Annotated in this window: 19 protein-coding genes and 1 riboswitch; of the genes, 18 read left to right on the top strand and 1 reads right to left on the bottom strand. The window is 37.2% G+C overall.

Annotated features, from left to right (window positions below; all coding sequences use genetic code 11):
• The first annotated feature begins 82 nt into the window (after positions 1–82).
• From BM211_RS18620 to BM211_RS18605, 4 genes are all read left to right on the top strand, one after another.
• The gene (locus tag BM211_RS18620) at positions 83–268 is read left to right on the top strand and encodes a hypothetical protein (RefSeq protein WP_035433134.1); all 186 of its coding nucleotides are present in this window, start codon (positions 83–85) and stop codon (positions 266–268) included.
• Positions 269–281: 13 nt separating this feature from the next.
• A complete protein-coding gene (locus BM211_RS18615; RefSeq protein ID WP_035433132.1) occupies positions 282–530 on the top strand; it encodes a spore coat protein in 249 nt (82 codons plus the stop codon).
• A gap of 320 nt (positions 531–850) precedes the next feature.
• Positions 851–1,801 carry an L-lactate dehydrogenase gene (locus BM211_RS18610; protein WP_035433130.1) on the top strand — a complete coding sequence of 317 codons (951 nt, stop codon included), beginning with the start codon at positions 851–853 and terminating at the stop codon, positions 1,799–1,801.
• A gap of 20 nt (positions 1,802–1,821) precedes the next feature.
• Positions 1,822–2,835: a PTS sugar transporter subunit IIC gene (locus BM211_RS18605; protein ID WP_035433128.1), complete on the top strand. Its 1,014-nt coding sequence runs from the start codon at positions 1,822–1,824 to the stop codon at positions 2,833–2,835.
• 98 nt (positions 2,836–2,933) lie between these two features.
• Here the strand turns inward: BM211_RS18605 and BM211_RS18600 are convergent, their stop codons facing one another.
• Positions 2,934–3,575, bottom strand: coding sequence for a phosphatase PAP2 family protein (locus tag BM211_RS18600; RefSeq protein WP_035433126.1), 642 nt, complete (start codon positions 3,573–3,575; stop codon positions 2,934–2,936).
• Between the two features lie 657 nt (positions 3,576–4,232).
• Between BM211_RS18600 and BM211_RS18595 the strand changes: the two genes are divergently transcribed.
• The 14 genes from BM211_RS18595 to BM211_RS18525 form a co-directional block, all read left to right on the top strand.
• Positions 4,233–4,598: an arsenate reductase family protein gene (locus tag BM211_RS18595; RefSeq protein WP_035433125.1), complete on the top strand. Its 366-nt coding sequence runs from the start codon at positions 4,233–4,235 to the stop codon at positions 4,596–4,598.
• 41 nt (positions 4,599–4,639) lie between these two features.
• Positions 4,640–5,023 (top strand): glycine cleavage system protein GcvH, encoded by a 384-nt coding sequence (gcvH, locus tag BM211_RS18590; RefSeq protein ID WP_035433123.1) that lies wholly within the window; start codon positions 4,640–4,642, stop codon positions 5,021–5,023.
• A 442-nt stretch (positions 5,024–5,465) separates the two neighbouring features.
• Positions 5,466–5,810, top strand: a complete 345-nt coding sequence (locus BM211_RS18580) for a toprim domain-containing protein (RefSeq protein ID WP_035433119.1) — start codon at positions 5,466–5,468, stop codon at positions 5,808–5,810.
• A gap of 11 nt (positions 5,811–5,821) precedes the next feature.
• The gene (locus BM211_RS18575) at positions 5,822–6,121 is read left to right on the top strand and encodes a thioredoxin family protein (RefSeq protein WP_035433117.1); all 300 of its coding nucleotides are present in this window, start codon (positions 5,822–5,824) and stop codon (positions 6,119–6,121) included.
• A gap of 154 nt (positions 6,122–6,275) precedes the next feature.
• A complete protein-coding gene (locus BM211_RS18570; RefSeq protein WP_035433115.1) occupies positions 6,276–6,620 on the top strand; it encodes a hypothetical protein in 345 nt (114 codons plus the stop codon).
• Between the two features lie 126 nt (positions 6,621–6,746).
• A riboswitch (SAM riboswitch) is annotated at positions 6,747–6,854 on the top strand.
• Positions 6,855–7,141: 287 nt separating this feature from the next.
• On the top strand, positions 7,142–8,167 hold the full coding sequence (locus tag BM211_RS18565; RefSeq protein WP_090998942.1) for a methionine ABC transporter ATP-binding protein: 1,026 nt from the start codon (positions 7,142–7,144) through the stop codon (positions 8,165–8,167).
• A complete protein-coding gene (locus tag BM211_RS18560) occupies positions 8,160–8,825 on the top strand; it encodes a methionine ABC transporter permease (RefSeq protein ID WP_035433110.1) in 666 nt (221 codons plus the stop codon). Before BM211_RS18565 ends, BM211_RS18560 begins: the two co-directional genes overlap by 8 nt.
• Positions 8,826–8,903: 78 nt before the next feature.
• Positions 8,904–9,716, top strand: coding sequence for a methionine ABC transporter substrate-binding lipoprotein MetQ (gene metQ, locus BM211_RS18555; RefSeq protein WP_035433108.1), 813 nt, complete (start codon positions 8,904–8,906; stop codon positions 9,714–9,716).
• Positions 9,717–9,952: 236 nt separating this feature from the next.
• On the top strand, positions 9,953–10,738 hold the full coding sequence (gene sufC / locus BM211_RS18550; protein WP_035433106.1) for a Fe-S cluster assembly ATPase SufC: 786 nt from the start codon (positions 9,953–9,955) through the stop codon (positions 10,736–10,738).
• A 15-nt stretch (positions 10,739–10,753) separates the two neighbouring features.
• Positions 10,754–12,046, top strand: a complete 1,293-nt coding sequence (gene sufD, locus BM211_RS18545; protein ID WP_035433104.1) for a Fe-S cluster assembly protein SufD — start codon at positions 10,754–10,756, stop codon at positions 12,044–12,046.
• The gene (gene sufS / locus BM211_RS18540) at positions 12,046–13,266 is read left to right on the top strand and encodes a cysteine desulfurase SufS (protein ID WP_035433102.1); all 1,221 of its coding nucleotides are present in this window, start codon (positions 12,046–12,048) and stop codon (positions 13,264–13,266) included. Before sufD ends, sufS begins: the two co-directional genes overlap by 1 nt.
• Entirely contained in the window at positions 13,256–13,687 is a 432-nt protein-coding gene (gene sufU, locus BM211_RS18535; protein ID WP_035433100.1) for a Fe-S cluster assembly sulfur transfer protein SufU, read from the top strand. The genes sufS and sufU overlap by 11 nt, the downstream gene beginning before the upstream one ends.
• Positions 13,688–13,736: 49 nt before the next feature.
• Positions 13,737–15,134 carry a Fe-S cluster assembly protein SufB gene (gene sufB / locus BM211_RS18530; protein WP_020063240.1) on the top strand — a complete coding sequence of 466 codons (1,398 nt, stop codon included), beginning with the start codon at positions 13,737–13,739 and terminating at the stop codon, positions 15,132–15,134.
• Between the two features lie 300 nt (positions 15,135–15,434).
• On the top strand, positions 15,435–16,048 hold a 614-nt coding region (locus BM211_RS18525; RefSeq protein WP_177206964.1), incomplete at its 3' end, for a thiol-activated cytolysin family protein.

Here is a 16,048-nt window from a genome sequence, read left to right as displayed (position 1 = left end):
TTCTAAGGTTTTTTCGTGCATACAAATTCCCAAAAAAATAAATACTAAATCGTGAATGAACAAAGAAAGGAAGGCTGTTACAATGCAAAATTTAACTGAACTTGAAGTAGAGAATTTACGTCATCTGATTGGCGGGCATGCAACAGTTATTAACAAATTACAAGAGTATGCACAGACATGTACGGATCCGCAGCTTAGGCAGATTCTGCAAAAAGATGTGCAAGATGCCCAAAATACGAAACAACAATTAATGTCTTTTTTAGGATAGGGGTGTAGAGAACATGAATGAAAAAGATATGGTAAATGATTATTTAGCTGGGTTAAATGCAAGTTTAACGGGTTATGCAAATTATATTGCGCAAGCGAATAATGAACAATTACATCAAACGTTAATTCAAATTCGTAATCAAGATGAAGTAAGGCAGCGCAATCTATATGAGTATGCGATGCAAAAGGGCTATTATCAGCCAGCAGCGCCAGCTAATCCAATGGTTGTTCAGCAGTTAAAGAATCAATTAAGCGCGCAATAAAGTGAAACTTCCATTAGTGACGCTTTTCTCACTGCTGGAAAGCCCGCCTATCTTCTTTGTTTCTCTCTCAATCTTGAGGTGAGGGTCTAGCGGGATAAGAACAGACATATTTCAAAACGGGTAACGTAATTGAGACGTTACTCGTTTTTTTGTGAAGGTATCGGGGCTTTGTCGAAATTATGTGAAAAGGGACATAAAATGTCCATAATATTGTGAAATAGTTCACAAGTTGTACATGGTTTTTACGGTGAAAACTTTTATAATAAAAAGTGTAAGATACATAAAACAAAGAAGATTACATAGAAACAGGAGAGATGGTTATGAATAGAAGTACAAGAAAAATTGCAATTATAGGTACAGGATTAGTTGGATCTAGCTGTGCGTACTCTATTGTGAATCAAGGAATCTGTGAAGAGTTAGCGTTAATTGATATTAATCATGAACGAGCAGTTGGCGAAGCGATGGATTTGTCTCACTGCATTAATTTTACAAATACAAGAACAAAAGTATATGCAGGCGATTATGAAGACTGCAAAGATATGGACATTGTCATTATTACAGCAGGAGCTGCTCCAAAGCCAGGACAAAGTCGTCTTGATACTTTAGGAGCAAGTGCAAAAATTATGGAAAGTGTCGTATCAGGAGTTATGGAAAGCGGCTTTCAAGGTATTTTCTTAATTGCTTCTAATCCAGTTGATATTATTACTTACCAAGTTTGGAAGTTATCAGGTCTTCCGAGAAACCGTGTGATTGGTACTGGGACATCTTTAGATTCTTCTCGCTTAAAAACAATTTTGTCTGAAATATTTGATGTGGATCCTCGTAGCATTCATGGTTACTCATTAGGAGAACATGGCGATTCACAAATGGTTGCTTGGTCTCACGTAACAGTTGGTGGAAAACCGATGCTACAAATTTTAAAAGAGCAAAAAGAACGCTTTGCGGATATTGATTTAGATTCGATTGTTGAACAAACATCAAAAGCAGGTTGGGAAATTTATAAACGAAAAGGAACAACATACTACGGTATTGGGAACTCCTTAGCTTATATTGCACGTTCCATTTTTAATGATGATTATCGTGTTATTGCGGTATCAACAATCCTAGATGGTGAATATGGTGAATATGAAATTTGTACAGGTGTTCCAGCCATCATAACAAGAGATGGTGTGAAAGAGATTGTTGAGTTGAATTTAACAGAAGATGAAGAAAGAAAATTCGCAGCATCAAATGATATTTTACGTGACTATATGAAAGTAATTGGTTACTAAACTAGAAGAAGGTGAAACAGATGAAGGAATACATCATGCCTCGCATATTTAAAGGATCTGCAGGAATTGCACAAGGTATTTTCGTAACTCTTGGAATTGGTCTACTTATTGAGAATATAGGAAGAATTGTTGATATTCCGATGTTAATTACAATCGGAGTTGTTGCAAAATCACTTATGGCGCCAGCAATTGGAGCAGGAATTGCTTTTATGCTCGGAGCAAATGGACTTGTCATTTTCTCCGCGATGGTTGCAGGAGCGATTGGGGCTGGAGCGATTTCGATTACTGCAGCTGGTTTAATGATTAAAACTGGTGAACCAATCGGTGCGTTAATAACAGCGACATTAGCGGTTTATATCGGTAAACGTTTGAGTGGAAAAACAGCATTAGATATGATGCTCGTTCCATTTGCGGCAATATTAGGTTCAGGTTTAGTCGGTATTTGGTTATCTCAAAATATTACTCCGGTCTTAAATACAGTTGGCGCATTTATTAAGGATAGTTCAGCTGGTAGTCCGTTTATCGCGTCTATTGTACTTGCAGTTGTTTGGGGATTGTTATTAATTTCACCAGCTTCATCAGCAGCTTTAGCAATTGCACTTAGCTTAGACGGCGTAGCGGGCGGTGCGGCACTTGCAGGATGCGTCGCTCAATTTATCGGATTCGCTGTTATTTCTGCTAAGGAAAATAATTTAGGCGGTATTTTAGCACAAGCTCTTTGTACACCGAAAGTACAACTTCCGAACATTACTAAAAATCCAATGATTCTTGTACCAACTGTTGTTGCGAGTGCGATTGTCGGTCCTGTATCAGCACTTGTCTTCCAAATTACAGCAGGAAAAGAAATTGCAGGCCTTGGACTTAGTTCTTTAATCGCACCAATTAACTTAATTTCAAGCAAAGGATTAAGCGTTGTTCCAGCGATCGTGATTACTTATATCGTAATTCCAGTAGCTGTTTCTTATGTACTGTATATTATCTTGAAAAAAGCAGGTCGCATTAAACCTGGCGATATGACTGTACCACAATCTTAAAACTAGTAAGAGTGTTACAAATATGCCAATTTGAAAATCTCCTCTTATATAGAGAAAAGCAGACTGAAGAAGCCACAGTCTGCTTTTTTAGTTATAGATTATGCCTCGGCTTGCACCGTAATCTTTTGTTCACGTGATTCAAATACATAGTGCATAGCAGCATAGAGGAAGCTCCCTAGTACAGCACCTGCTACAGCATCTACAAAGGCGTGTTGTTTTGTAAATAAGGTAGATAAAATAATGAGCACACCAACAAATGTTAACAGGGCGTACACCCATTTATTTTGTTCCTTTCGCTTGTAGGCTGTAATCATAATGACAAATGTTGTGAGTACGTGAATGCTAGGAAAACAATTCACCGGTTGATCGATACTATAAATATAGCGCACTAAATTCGCAAATACATCATTGCCGATGACTTCAGGGCGTGTTACGGTTGTTTGCCACATATAATAGACGCTAAAGGAAGTGAGTTTTCCAAATAGTACACTACTTAATGTAACGTAATAGAGCTTTCGATCTGCAAAGCAGTAATAAATAAGAGCCCCATATAAATATGGAAACCAAAGTAAATAGGGAACGATAAATTCTTTTGTAAATGGAATCCATTCATCTATTTTTGTTGTTACATTTACAGCACCTACAGTGGATTGATTTAGCACGTCATAAAGAGCACTTACAGGTATGAGTAGGAGTAGATAAAATAATGGAATAAAGGCTGAAAACTTATTGTTTTTCATAGTAATTCTCCTATTTGTAATGTAATAACTTGGAACTTGAAAAATTATAATATAAAACATGTAAATGAACCATTGATTTTTCTAACATTTTTTGCAAATAAGCTTACAATTTTGTCACTGTACAAATTGAAAGATTGATTAAAAACCCTTTTCTGTTTAGAATGGCGAGGGCATCTGGCCATGTGTAGTAGCGGTCAGGGCCTTTTTTTGCCACGTGCAAGCTATGTTGTGTTCTGCATAACTGCGATTTATATTTATCATATTTGCAGGTATCGATATGGGTGAAGCGATTTTTAAACAAACGTTTGTTTAACATGTATGTTCTGTTTGGCTGCATTAATCAAACGTTTGTTTAATATGTATGTTCTGTTTGGCTACATTAAACAAACGTTTGTTTAAAAGATTAGAAATAGGAATTTCACCGTTTACATACCTTTTCTTTATGTGCTATAACGTATAAAGCAGAAGAATGAATATAAAGTTTCAAGTGATACATTAGGTTAATTTTTTCGCGGTAGTAACATGTTTTTAAGGATTTATAAAAAAATAAAAATTTTGAAGGATAAAATAATTTTTTAGCGAAATAAGTAAAAGTTTGAAATAAAAAAATATTTTTTATATGATAAGGGTAAAGGTTAGTGAAAAGTAGGTGAATGTATGTCAGTAACATTTTATTCATATCCAAAATGTGGAACATGCCAAAAGGCAAAAAAATGGTTAGACGCAAATGATGTAGCACATGAAATGGTTCATATTGTCGAAAATCCACCATCTAAGGAGGAACTTCGCAGTATATATGAAAATAGTGAATTGCCATTAAAAAAATTCTTTAACACAAGTGGGATGCGTTATCGCGAGCTTGGGTTAAAGGACAAGCTAAAAGATGCAAGTGAAGAGGAAATGTTAGACATGCTTGCTTCTGACGGCATGTTAATTAAACGACCAATTGTAACAGGCGGTAATGATGTAACGGTTGGCTTTAATGAAGAGCAATTTGAAAGCGTGTGGAAAAGGTACCAATAAGGTGCTTTTACATAATTAATACATTCATTGGAGGTACAGACATGAGCATTCCAAAACAATTACGTTACTCTGAAGAGCACGAGTGGGTACAAGTTGAAGGCAATCAAGTTACTATCGGTATTACAGATTTCGCACAACACGAATTAGGAGATATCGTATTCGTAGAACTTCCTGAAGTTGGTGCAACAATTGCAGCTGACGAGCCATTCGGTAGCGTAGAGTCTGTTAAAACAGTTTCTGAATTATACGCACCTGTAGCAGGTAAAGTTGTAGCAATAAACGAAGACTTAAATGACAAGCCAGAGCTTGTTAACGAATCTCCATACGAAGGTGCATGGATGGTTAAAGTTGAGCTTGAAGATGCAGGTCAAGTAGAGAAATTATTAACTGCAGAACAATACGAAGAAATGATTAATCAAGACTAATCTGAAAAGGACAGCTGTGAGCTGTCCTTTTTTATTTGTGCTGTTTTTTAAAAGTGATTGAAAAATAAGCAAAAAAACCTGTCTTTTTAGGTGGGCGAGAGCATCTGGTCATGCATAGGAGCGGTTAGGAGCTTTTCCTGCCACATGCAAGGATTAAACCTAAGGGAGAAATTGAGTGCAGGCCATCTTTGTTCTACATAATAGCGACTTAGCTGTTGGAAAATCAAAATGGATGTATATAGAACATAGTTTTTTTCTACTTAGAAATGATAGGAATGGAGCTTTTCTTAAATATGTTTCTGAACGAGCCACTTATGCTTTTCTTATTGTCCAGCTCCGCTTTTCTTTACAAAAATAAACAGGAAACAACATTGAAATATCGAATATACTATATACTAAAGCTAATGTTATATCATAGTATACGGTGATCGGGTGATGCCAAGTGGTCTATGTAGAAAAAGTAATTATTGTTGAAGGTAAGTCAGATAAGCGAAAGATTGAAACAATTATTAGAGAACCGGTGGAAATTGTTTGTACAAATGGTACAATTGGTTTGTCAAAAATGGATGAGCTCATTGACCAGTTGTATGATAAAGAAGTATATGTTCTTGTGGACGCGGATGATGCTGGAGAGAAATTGCGCAAACAGTTTCGGCGAGAATTTCCACATGCTGAACATATTTACATTGATCGCTCATATCGAGAGGTTGCGACTGCACCACCATCTCATTTAGCGAACGTTTTATGGGGAGCCGATATTGACGTCTATACAGAATTTTTACGGTAAGGAATGGTACGATGATAGATTGGACAGGACATGAAGCAGAAGTTGCAGTTAGAGACCAAGAAAAAACGGTGTTATATGTATATACACCAATGTGTGGTACGTGCCAGCTTGCGAAAAAAATGCTAACGGTTGTTGAAGTAGCGTTGCCTCATTTAGAAATTGGAATGCTGAATGTAAATTATGCACCGCATTTTGCGCGGGAGTATCAAATTGAAAGTGTTCCGTGTTTACTTATATTTGAGAAGAATAAACTTGTAAAGAAAATATATGCATTTCAATCTGTGGAATATTTATATATGGAATTACAATAGGCGGCAAAAAAATTGCCGCCTCGACATATTTCTTGGGAAATAGTGAGAGATAAATGGTTTTTTATACAGCATTTGTCGAGAGAATGATACAGGAGAGTGCGTAATAAAGATGGAATGGTAATATGTAAAACGTGATATGGGGAGTGTGATAAAGATGACATTGTATTCACTGCTTCAATCATTTGTAACATATGCCAATACGCAATATCACTTAGAACCACTATTACCACAATTTGAAAAGGTTGTTTGTTTTACTTTCCAAGATGAATGTTATTCATTGAATATTTCAAGAGAGAAAATTGAACTTATAAATGGTGCGGTGGGAACTGAAGAACTTGTTTGTTTTCAAGAAACAGATTTGCGGTTGTTGATTACAGGGCAAGTACGCTTGCAGTCACTCTTGCGCAGAAATGCAATTACATATAAAGGGACATATCGAACGATGCTATTATTAGAATCTGTATTTCATATTTGTAAACCGCTACAAATGGGTGCTTAAATTTCAGAAAGTTTATTCTTTGCGAAAATTTCTGTTGACATCTATTTCATGCGTTGATACAATTCAAAACATAAAATAACGAAAACTTAATAACGATAAAATCAGACGAAATTTATATCTGATTTTCTCTTATCAAGAGAGGTGGAGGGACTGTGCCCTGTGAAACCCGGCAACCGTCAACTTATGTTGAAATGGTGCCAATTCCTGCAAAGCGAATGCTTTGAGAGATGAGAGGAAAGGATAATGTTAATTTGTGTATATAAACCTTTCTGCTCATTTTCAAGCAGAAAGGTTTTTTTTGTTGTTTCGGTGTAGGAGGACACTTGAACGACAAAACTTTTATAGAGTGATAGCGGGAAGCCGCTTACGCTTTTTATGTAATCCAGCTTCAGCGGCTAGAATCTCCGGTCGTTTCGCTCTCTCGGTCGAAGTAGAAAAACACTTCTCGGTCGAGAGCTCCAACGTCCTGCGATTCTGAACGAGCCGCTTACGCTTTTTAATTTAAAAAAGGGGTGACATCGATGATTATATTAGAAAATGTAAGGAAGATATATCGTTCTAAACACGGTGATGTTACCGCTGTGGATGATGCGAATTTACAAATAGAAAAGGGCGAGATTTTCGGGGTGATTGGCTATAGTGGCGCTGGAAAGAGTTCGCTAATTCGTTTGTTTAATCAATTGGAGAAACCAACGTCTGGAAAGATTACGGTTGGAGCACGTGTGATTTCGGCAATTACAGGTAAGGAACTTCGAGAAGCACGTCAAGAAATCGGGATGATTTTTCAGCATTTCAACTTACTGTGGTCACGAACTGTTCGTGAAAATATTGCTCTCCCGCTTGAGATTGCTGGGGTGGCAAAAGAGAAACGAAATCAGCGCGTAGATGAATTAATTCGTCTTGTTGGTTTAGAGGGACGAGGAGATGCATATCCATCTCAGCTAAGTGGCGGACAAAAGCAGCGCGTTGGTATTGCAAGAGCATTAGCGAATAATCCGAAAGTATTATTGTGTGATGAAGCAACGTCAGCATTAGATCCGGAAACGACAGATCAAATTTTAGATTTGCTTCTCGATATTAATAAGCGTCTTGGGTTAACGATTGTACTTATTACGCATGAAATGCATGTCATTCAAAAAATTTGTAACCGCGTTGCTGTTATGGAAAAAGGGAAGATTGTTGAAAGTGGCAGCGTGTTAGAGGTATTTCGTAATCCGCAGCAAGAAATTACAAAGCGCTTCATTAAACAAATAACAGATTTTGAAGATGCAGATGAGGCAATTGAACATTTAGCAGAGAAATACCCAGAAGGAAAAGTAGTGAAATTACAGTTTGTTGGTGAAGCAGTAGAAAGACCAGTTTTACAGGAGTTAATGAAGCAAGATGGAGTGGAAGTGAGCATTCTACAAGGGAATATTGCCCAAACGACAAGCGGAGCGTATGGAAGCTTAATCGTTCATTTAAATGGCAAAGAAGATGTGATTGCAAAAGCAATTGCAACGATTCAACAGGAACAAGTCGAGCTGGAGGTGATTGCACATGGATAATCTATTTCAAAATGTTGATTGGGATAAAATGCTAGTGGCTACTCAGGATACACTATACATGGCGGCAGTTGCCACACTTGCAACGTTTGTATTGGGGCTTATTCTTGGATTAGTACTGTTTCTTACAAGTAAAGATAATTTATGGGAGAACAAACCAGTCAATGTTGTAATTGGAGCATTTGTAAATATTTTTCGTTCCATCCCGTTCATTATTTTAATTATTTTACTCCTTCCATTTACGAAGTTTTTTGTAGGTACCATTCTTGGAGCAAGTGCTGCATTGCCAGCATTAATTATTGGAGCAGCGCCGTTTTATGCGAGATTGGTTGAAATTGCGCTTCGTGAAATTGATAAAGGTGTCATTGAAGCATCGAAAGCGATGGGAGCAAAGACGAGTACAATTATTTTTAAAGTATTAATACCAGAATCTTTGCCAGCACTTGTGTCAGGTATTACTGTAACGGCAATTGCCCTTGTCGGTTATACAGCGATGGCTGGAGCAGTTGGTGCCGGCGGCCTTGGTACACTTGCTTATTTAGATGGATTCCAGCGGGGCAATAGCGATGTAACTCTCATGGCAACAATTCTTGTGCTTGTGATCGTATTTATTATTCAAGTGTTTGGGGACTTCTTTACGAAGCGACTTGATAAAAGATAAAAAGGAGTTTTCGTCTCAGCCAAAGACTTTCTATAGATTTACTATTTTGAATATTGGGAAAAGGAAGGGTGTCATTATATGAAAAAGGTATTATTTTCAGCACTTATTGCTGTATTTGTATTTGCATTAGCTGCTTGTGGTAGCGGCGGAAAAGATGAAAAGAAACTTGTGATTGGTGCTTCTAACGTACCGCATGCAGTTATTTTAGAAAAAGCGAAACCACTATTAGAGAAAAAAGGAATTAAATTGGATATTAAACCATTCCAAGATTATGTATTACCAAACAAAGCGTTAGCTGATAAAGATATTGATGCGAACTATTTCCAACACATTCCGTATTTAGAGAAAGAAATTCAAGATAAAGGCTATAATTTTGAAATAGCAGGGAAAATTCATTTAGAACCAATTGGTGTGTATTCTCAAAAATATAAAAGCTTAAAAGATCTTCCAAATGGGGCAACAATTATTATGAGTAACTCTGTTACTGATCATGGACGTGGGTTAGCAATTCTACAAAAAGAAGGCATTATAAAAATTAAAGATGGTGTAGACCCTGTTAAAGCAACGACAAAAGATATTGCAGAAAACCCGAAAAACTTGAAGTTCAAAACAGACATTGAGCCGGGCTTGTTACCACAAGTGTATAACAATAAAGAAGGCGATGCGGTTTTAATTAACTCAAACTATGCAATTGATGCGAAATTAAACCCAGAAAAAGATGCGATTGCGATTGAAGGCAATGATTCTCCATACGCCAACGTAGTTGTTGTTCGTAAAGGTGACAAAGATAAAAAAGAAATTAAAGCACTTATAGAAGTGTTACATTCAAAAGAAATTCAAGATTTCATTAAGAAAGAATACAAAGGAGCTGTGCTTCCTTTAAGTGAATAAGGTGAAAAAAGGGCTGGAATTTCTTGGCCCTTTTTTCTTTATATAATTAGGAAGAAAGGTGTATCATAAAATAATGTGCAGAATATTCCTGTTCGGATTTGTAGAAAAATTGTTACATTTTTTCAACGTTTGCAGTATCATTTTATTTGATATAAAATTAGAATGAGAATAAAATGAGAATGTGAACGTTTTAGGAATTTTTAAAATGTATATATAGAATTATTGGAGGTATTGAGATGGCTGGTTCTACATTAACGATTAAAGATTTACATGTATCAATTGATGGAAAAGAGATTTTAAAAGGTGTAAACCTTGAAGTAAAAGGTGGAGAAATCCATGCAATTATGGGACCTAACGGAACAGGTAAATCAACTTTATCTTCTGCAATCATGGGTCACCCAAAATATGAAGTAACACAAGGCAGCATCATCATCGACGGTGAAGATGTATTAGAAATGGAAGTAGATGAGCGCGCACAAGCTGGTTTATTCCTAGCAATGCAATATCCAAGTGAAATTAGCGGAGTAACAAATGCCGACTTCTTACGTTCTGCAATTAATGCACGACGCGAAGAAGGCGATGAAATTTCTCTTATGAAATTTATCCGTACATTAGATAAAAACATGGAATTCCTAGAAATGGATCCATCAATGGCACAACGTTATTTAAATGAAGGTTTCTCTGGCGGTGAGAAAAAACGTAACGAAATTCTTCAATTAATGATGATTCAGCCAAAAATCGCAATCTTAGACGAAATTGACTCTGGTCTTGATATCGATGCATTAAAAGTTGTATCTAAAGGTATTAACGAAATGCGCGGCGAAGATTTCGGTTGCTTAATGATCACGCACTACCAACGTTTATTAAATTACATCACTCCAGATCATGTACACGTTATGATGAATGGTCGTGTTGTGAAATCTGGCGGCCCTGAGCTTGCACAACGTTTAGAAGCTGAAGGTTATGACTGGATTAAGAAAGAACTAGGTATTGAAGACGAAACAGAAGAGCAAGAAGCGTAAGAGAGGAGCATAAACATGACAATTGGTACATTACCTTTCGATCAAGATTCTATCCGTCAACTTGCAAGCGAAGCGAATGAAGCTGCTTGGTTGACTGAGTTCCGCTTACAAGCTCTTGCAAAGGCAACTGAACTTCCAATGCCAACACCAGATAAAACGAAAATTGATAAATGGGATTTTATCGGCAAAGGTAAAACTGTAAAGCAAGAGCCTGTAGGTTCTTTTGAAGAACTTCCAGAAGCAGTGAAAAATATAATTGATGAAAATAATAACGTACTTGTACAGCGCAGTGGTACAACTGCATTCGTTTCTTTAGCAGAAGAAGCAAAAACAAAAGGCGTTATTTTTACAGATATCGTAACAGCTGCAACTGAGCATGCTGAACTAGTGCAAAAGTATTTAATGAAAGATGGCGTGAAAGTTGACGAGCACCGTTTAACAGCTCTTCATGCTGCACTAATCAACGGCGGTGCGTTCGTATACGTTCCGAAAAACGTTGTTCTTGAAACACCACTTCAAGCTGTATTCTTAGTAGACGGCGAAGAAGCAAACGTTTATAACCACGTATTATTTGTTGCAGATGCAAATAGTTCTGCAACATATGTAGAAAACTACGTGGCAAATGAAACTGTTACAGGTATTGCAAATATCGTGGCAGAAGTTATTGTAGAGCAAGGCGCACAAGTGAAATTTGGTGCGGTTGACTTATTAGCGAAAGACGTGACATCTTACGTAAACCGCCGCGGCGTAGTAGGACGAGACGGACGTCTTGAGTGGGCATTAGGTCTTATGAACGATGGAAATACAATTTCTGAGAACGTAACGAACTTAATGGGCGACGGTTCATTTGCTGATACAAAAACAGTAACAATTGGTCGTGGGTCTCAAACGCAAAACTTTACAACAAAAGTTGTTCACTTCGGTAAACATTCTGAAGGTTTCATCTTAAAACATGGTGTTCAAAAAGATAGTGCAACATCTATCTTTAACGGAATTGGTAAAATTGAGCACGGTGCATCTAAATCAAATGCACAGCAATCTTCTCGCGTTCTTATGTTAAATGAGAAAGCGCGCGGTGATGCAAACCCAATCCTTTTAATTGATGAAGACGATGTAATGGCAGGTCACGCAGCTTCTGTAGGACGCGTAGATCCTACACAACTATACTACTTAATGAGCCGTGGTATTCCGAAGAAAGAAGCAGAACGTTTAGTCATCCATGGATTTTTAGCACCTGTAGTAAATGAGCTTCCAATCGAAGGAGTAAAGGCACAGCTTGTTGAGGTAATCGAAAGGAAAGTTCGCTAATGGATATTCATGAAATACGCAAACAGTTTCCAATTCTTGATCAAAAGGTGAACGGCAAACAACTTGTTTATTTCGATAGTGCGGCAACTTCTCAAAAACCGATTCAAGTCATTGAAACGTTAGAACGTTATTATAAAGAGTACAATTCGAATGTGCATCGCGGTGTTCATACGCTCGGTACGAAAGCGACCGATGCGTATGAAGGTGCACGCGAGAAAGTTCGTAAGTTTATTAATGCAAAATCAATGGAAGAAATTATTTTTACGCGCGGTACAACAACGGCGTTAAATACAGTTGCGGCAAGTTATGGTATGGAAAATGTAAAGACAGGCGATGAAATTGTCATCTCTTACATGGAGCACCATAGTAATATCATTCCTTGGCAACAAGTTGCGAAGAAAACAGGTGCAACGTTAAAATATCTTCCGCTTCAAGAAGACGGAACAATTTCATTAGAAGATGTTCGTCAAACGATTACGCCAAATACAAAAATCGTTTCTATTATGTACGTATCAAATGTGCTTGGAACGATTAACCCTGTAAAAGAAATCGCAGAAATCGCACATCAAAACGGTGCCATTATGGTCGTTGATGGTGCACAAAGTACACCGCATATGAAAGTGGATGTACAAGATTTAAACTGTGATTTTTACACTTTATCCGCTCATAAAATGTGCGGACCAACAGGTATCGGCGTATTATATGGTAAGAAGGAATTGCTTAACAATATGGAGCCGGTTGAATTTGGCGGTGAGATGATCGATTTCGTAGATTTACAAGAATCTACGTGGAAAGAGCTTCCGTGGAAATTTGAAGCAGGTACACCGATTATTGCGAATGCAATCGGGCTTGGAGCTGCGATTGATTTCTTAGAAGAAATTGGTCTTGATCATATTGAAAAGCATGAGCATGAATTAGCGCAGTATGCTTTAGAAAGACTATCAGAAGTAGACGGTGTTACAATTTATGGTCCAAAGAAACGTGCAGGCCTTATTACATTCAATATTGATGAAGTACATCCGCATGATGTAGCAACAGTATTAGATGTAGAAGGAATTGCGGTTCGTGCCGGTCATCACTGTGCACAACCGCTGATGAAGTGGCTAAAAGCTTCTTCTACAGCACGTGCAAGTTTCTATTTATATAACACAAAAGAAGAAATTGATACATTTGTCGAAGCGCTGACGAAAACAAAGGAGTATTTCACAAATGTCATTTAATAATTTAGATACGTTATATCGCCAAGTTATTATGGATCATTATAAAAATCCACGTAACCATGGCGTATTAGAAGATAGTGTTACGGTTAACTTAAACAATCCAACTTGCGGCGATCGCATTCAACTTACGATGAAAGTAGAAGATGGGATTGTGCAAGAAGCGAAGTTTGAAGGAGAAGGTTGTTCCATCTCTATGTCTTCTGCTTCTATGATGACGCAAGCAGTAAAAGGAAAGAAAATTGAAGAAGCGCTTCAGCTTTCGAAAATTTTCTCTGATATGATGCTAGGAAAAGAATATGATGACAGCATTGATTTAGGAGATATTGAAGCATTACAAGGTGTATGCAAATTTCCAGCGCGTATTAAGTGTGCAACATTAGCTTGGAAAGCGTTAGAAAAAGGCTTGAACGAGGAGAAGTAATGCAGATCACTTCCTAAAGAAGAGGTTATCCAAGGAGGGACATACGAACATGGCGAAACAGCTGCCAGATATCGGCGATTATAAATATGGTTTCAAAGATAAAGACGTTTCGATTTTCCGTGCTGAGCGCGGTTTAACAAAAGAAATCGTAGAAGAGATTTCACGTATGAAAGAAGAACCACAGTGGATGTTAGACTTCCGTTTAAAATCTCTGGATCACTTCTATGAAATGCCAATGCCACAATGGGGCGGAGACTTAAATGATTTAAACTTTGATGAAATTACGTACTACGTAAAACCATCTGAGAAATCTGAGAAGTCTTGGGATGAAGTACCTGATGAAATTAAAGCAACATTTGATAAATTAGGTATTCCAGAAGCAGAGCAAAAATATTTAGCGGGTGTATCTGCACAGTACGAATCTGAAGTTGTATACCACAACATGAAAGAAGACCTAGAAGCACTAGGAATCGTATTTAAAGATACAGATAGCGCATTAAAAGAGAACGAAGATATTTTCCGTGAGCATTTCGGAAAAGTAATTCCGCCAACAGATAACAAATTCTCTGCATTAAACTCTGCAGTTTGGTCTGGTGGATCATTCATCTACGTTCCAAAAGGTGTGAAAGTTGATACACCACTTCAAGCGTATTTCCGTATTAACTCTGAAAATATGGGACAATTTGAACGTACGCTTATTATCGTAGACGAAGGCGCACATGTACATTACGTAGAAGGTTGTACAGCACCTGTTTACACAACAAACTCACTTCACAGTGCGGTAGTAGAAATCATCATTAAGAAAGATGCATATTGCCGTTATACAACAATCCAAAACTGGGCAAACAACGTATACAACCTAGTTACAAAACGTGCGGTTTGTGAAGCAAACGCAACGATGGAATGGATTGACGGTAACATCGGATCAAAATTAACGATGAAATACCCAGCTGTTATCTTAAAAGGCGAAGGCGCTCGCGGTTTAACATTATCAATTGCGATTGCTGGTAAAGGCCAACACCAAGATGCTGGTGCGAAAATGATTCACTTAGCACCAAATACATCTTCAACAATCGTTTCTAAATCGATTGCAAAACATGGTGGTAAAGTAACATACCGTGGTATTGTACACTTCGGACCAAAAGCGACAAACTCTCGTTCTAACATCGAATGTGACACATTAATCATGGATAACCAATCTACATCTGATACGATCCCTTACAACGAGATCAAAAACGATCACGTTTCACTTGAGCACGAAGCGAAAGTATCAAAAGTATCAGAAGAACAATTATTCTACCTAATGAGCCGCGGTATTTCTGAGCAAGAAGCAACAGAAATGATCGTAATGGGCTTCATCGAGCCATTCACTCGCGAACTTCCAATGGAATACGCAGTAGAAATGAACCGTCTAATCAAATTTGAGATGGAAGGTTCTATCGGTTAATATTTAAAATTAGAAGCGCCCTGTTTACAGGGCGTTTTTTTCATGGCCATAAATATATCGGCGATTTTTCCGATATATCGGCGCAACTGCAGCATTTATCAGCGACTTTTATGATATATCAGCGCTTCGACATGAAATAAAGATTTTTCGATGTGAAATAAAGATTAGTCGACGATATTCGACGCGTGAAAAACGGTCTATAAAAAAATTTTATCAATATACAAATATTAATATAGTATGATATGATTTTCAATATAAAAAGGAGGGATTATTTTGAAAATTCTAAACAAAACTGAAGGAATGAAAGTATTAGCATGTTTATCAATTGGTTTATGCACTTTTAACTATTCATCTATTTCTTTCGCTGAAACACCTAAAAGCAATTCAGCTGATGCAACGAAAAATGTTATTGGTATTGATACTGGTATAGGAAATCTAAAGTATAATAATCAAGAGGTTTTAGCAGTAAATGGTGATAAAGTAGAGAGTTTTGTTCCGAAAGAGGGTAAAAATTCAAATGGTAAATTTGTAGTGGTTGAACGTGAGCGTAAATCACTTACAACTTCACCAGTGGATATTTCAATTATTGATTCTGTGGCTAATCGTACTTATCCAGGGGCAGTACAACTTGCAAATAAAGCTTTTGCAGATAATCAACCTGATTTATTAGTGGCTAAGAGAAAACCTTTGAATATTAGTATAGACTTACCTGGTATGAAAAAAGAAAATACAATAACTGTCCAAAATCCAACATATGGTAATGTGTCTGGAGCAGTAGATGAGTTAGTATCTACTTGGAATGAAAAGTATTCAAAAACACATACGTTACCTGCAAGAATGCAGTATACAGAATCTATGGTGTATAGTAAATCTCAAATCGCAAGTGCTCTTAATGTTAATGCTAAATATCTTGA

It is taken from the genome of Bacillus sp. 491mf (assembly GCF_900112415.1).
Lineage (GTDB): Bacteria > Bacillota > Bacilli > Bacillales > Bacillaceae_G > Bacillus_A.
Note: the sequence above shows the minus strand (reverse complement) of the source record. Positions and strands in the feature narration are given on the sequence as shown.

Bases quoted from the DNA above. Each gene is read 5' to 3' on its own strand.
- BM211_RS18620 (WP_035433134.1), top strand. From the start codon at position 83: ATGCAAAATTTAACTGAACTTGAAGTAGAGAATTTACGTCATCTGATT.
- BM211_RS18615 (WP_035433132.1), top strand. From the start codon at position 282: ATGAATGAAAAAGATATGGTAAATGATTATTTAGCTGGGTTAAATGCA.
- BM211_RS18610 (WP_035433130.1), top strand. From the start codon at position 851: ATGAATAGAAGTACAAGAAAAATTGCAATTATAGGTACAGGATTAGTT.
- BM211_RS18605 (WP_035433128.1), top strand. From the start codon at position 1,822: ATGAAGGAATACATCATGCCTCGCATATTTAAAGGATCTGCAGGAATT.
- BM211_RS18600 (WP_035433126.1), bottom strand. From the start codon at position 3,575: ATGAAAAACAATAAGTTTTCAGCCTTTATTCCATTATTTTATCTACTC.
- BM211_RS18595 (WP_035433125.1), top strand. From the start codon at position 4,233: ATGTCAGTAACATTTTATTCATATCCAAAATGTGGAACATGCCAAAAG.
- gcvH (WP_035433123.1), top strand. From the start codon at position 4,640: ATGAGCATTCCAAAACAATTACGTTACTCTGAAGAGCACGAGTGGGTA.
- BM211_RS18575 (WP_035433117.1), top strand. From the start codon at position 5,822: ATGATAGATTGGACAGGACATGAAGCAGAAGTTGCAGTTAGAGACCAA.
- BM211_RS18570 (WP_035433115.1), top strand. From the start codon at position 6,276: ATGACATTGTATTCACTGCTTCAATCATTTGTAACATATGCCAATACG.
- BM211_RS18565 (WP_090998942.1), top strand. From the start codon at position 7,142: ATGATTATATTAGAAAATGTAAGGAAGATATATCGTTCTAAACACGGT.
- BM211_RS18560 (WP_035433110.1), top strand. From the start codon at position 8,160: ATGGATAATCTATTTCAAAATGTTGATTGGGATAAAATGCTAGTGGCT.
- metQ (WP_035433108.1), top strand. From the start codon at position 8,904: ATGAAAAAGGTATTATTTTCAGCACTTATTGCTGTATTTGTATTTGCA.
- sufC (WP_035433106.1), top strand. From the start codon at position 9,953: ATGGCTGGTTCTACATTAACGATTAAAGATTTACATGTATCAATTGAT.
- sufD (WP_035433104.1), top strand. From the start codon at position 10,754: ATGACAATTGGTACATTACCTTTCGATCAAGATTCTATCCGTCAACTT.
- sufS (WP_035433102.1), top strand. From the start codon at position 12,046: ATGGATATTCATGAAATACGCAAACAGTTTCCAATTCTTGATCAAAAG.
- sufU (WP_035433100.1), top strand. From the start codon at position 13,256: ATGTCATTTAATAATTTAGATACGTTATATCGCCAAGTTATTATGGAT.
- sufB (WP_020063240.1), top strand. From the start codon at position 13,737: ATGGCGAAACAGCTGCCAGATATCGGCGATTATAAATATGGTTTCAAA.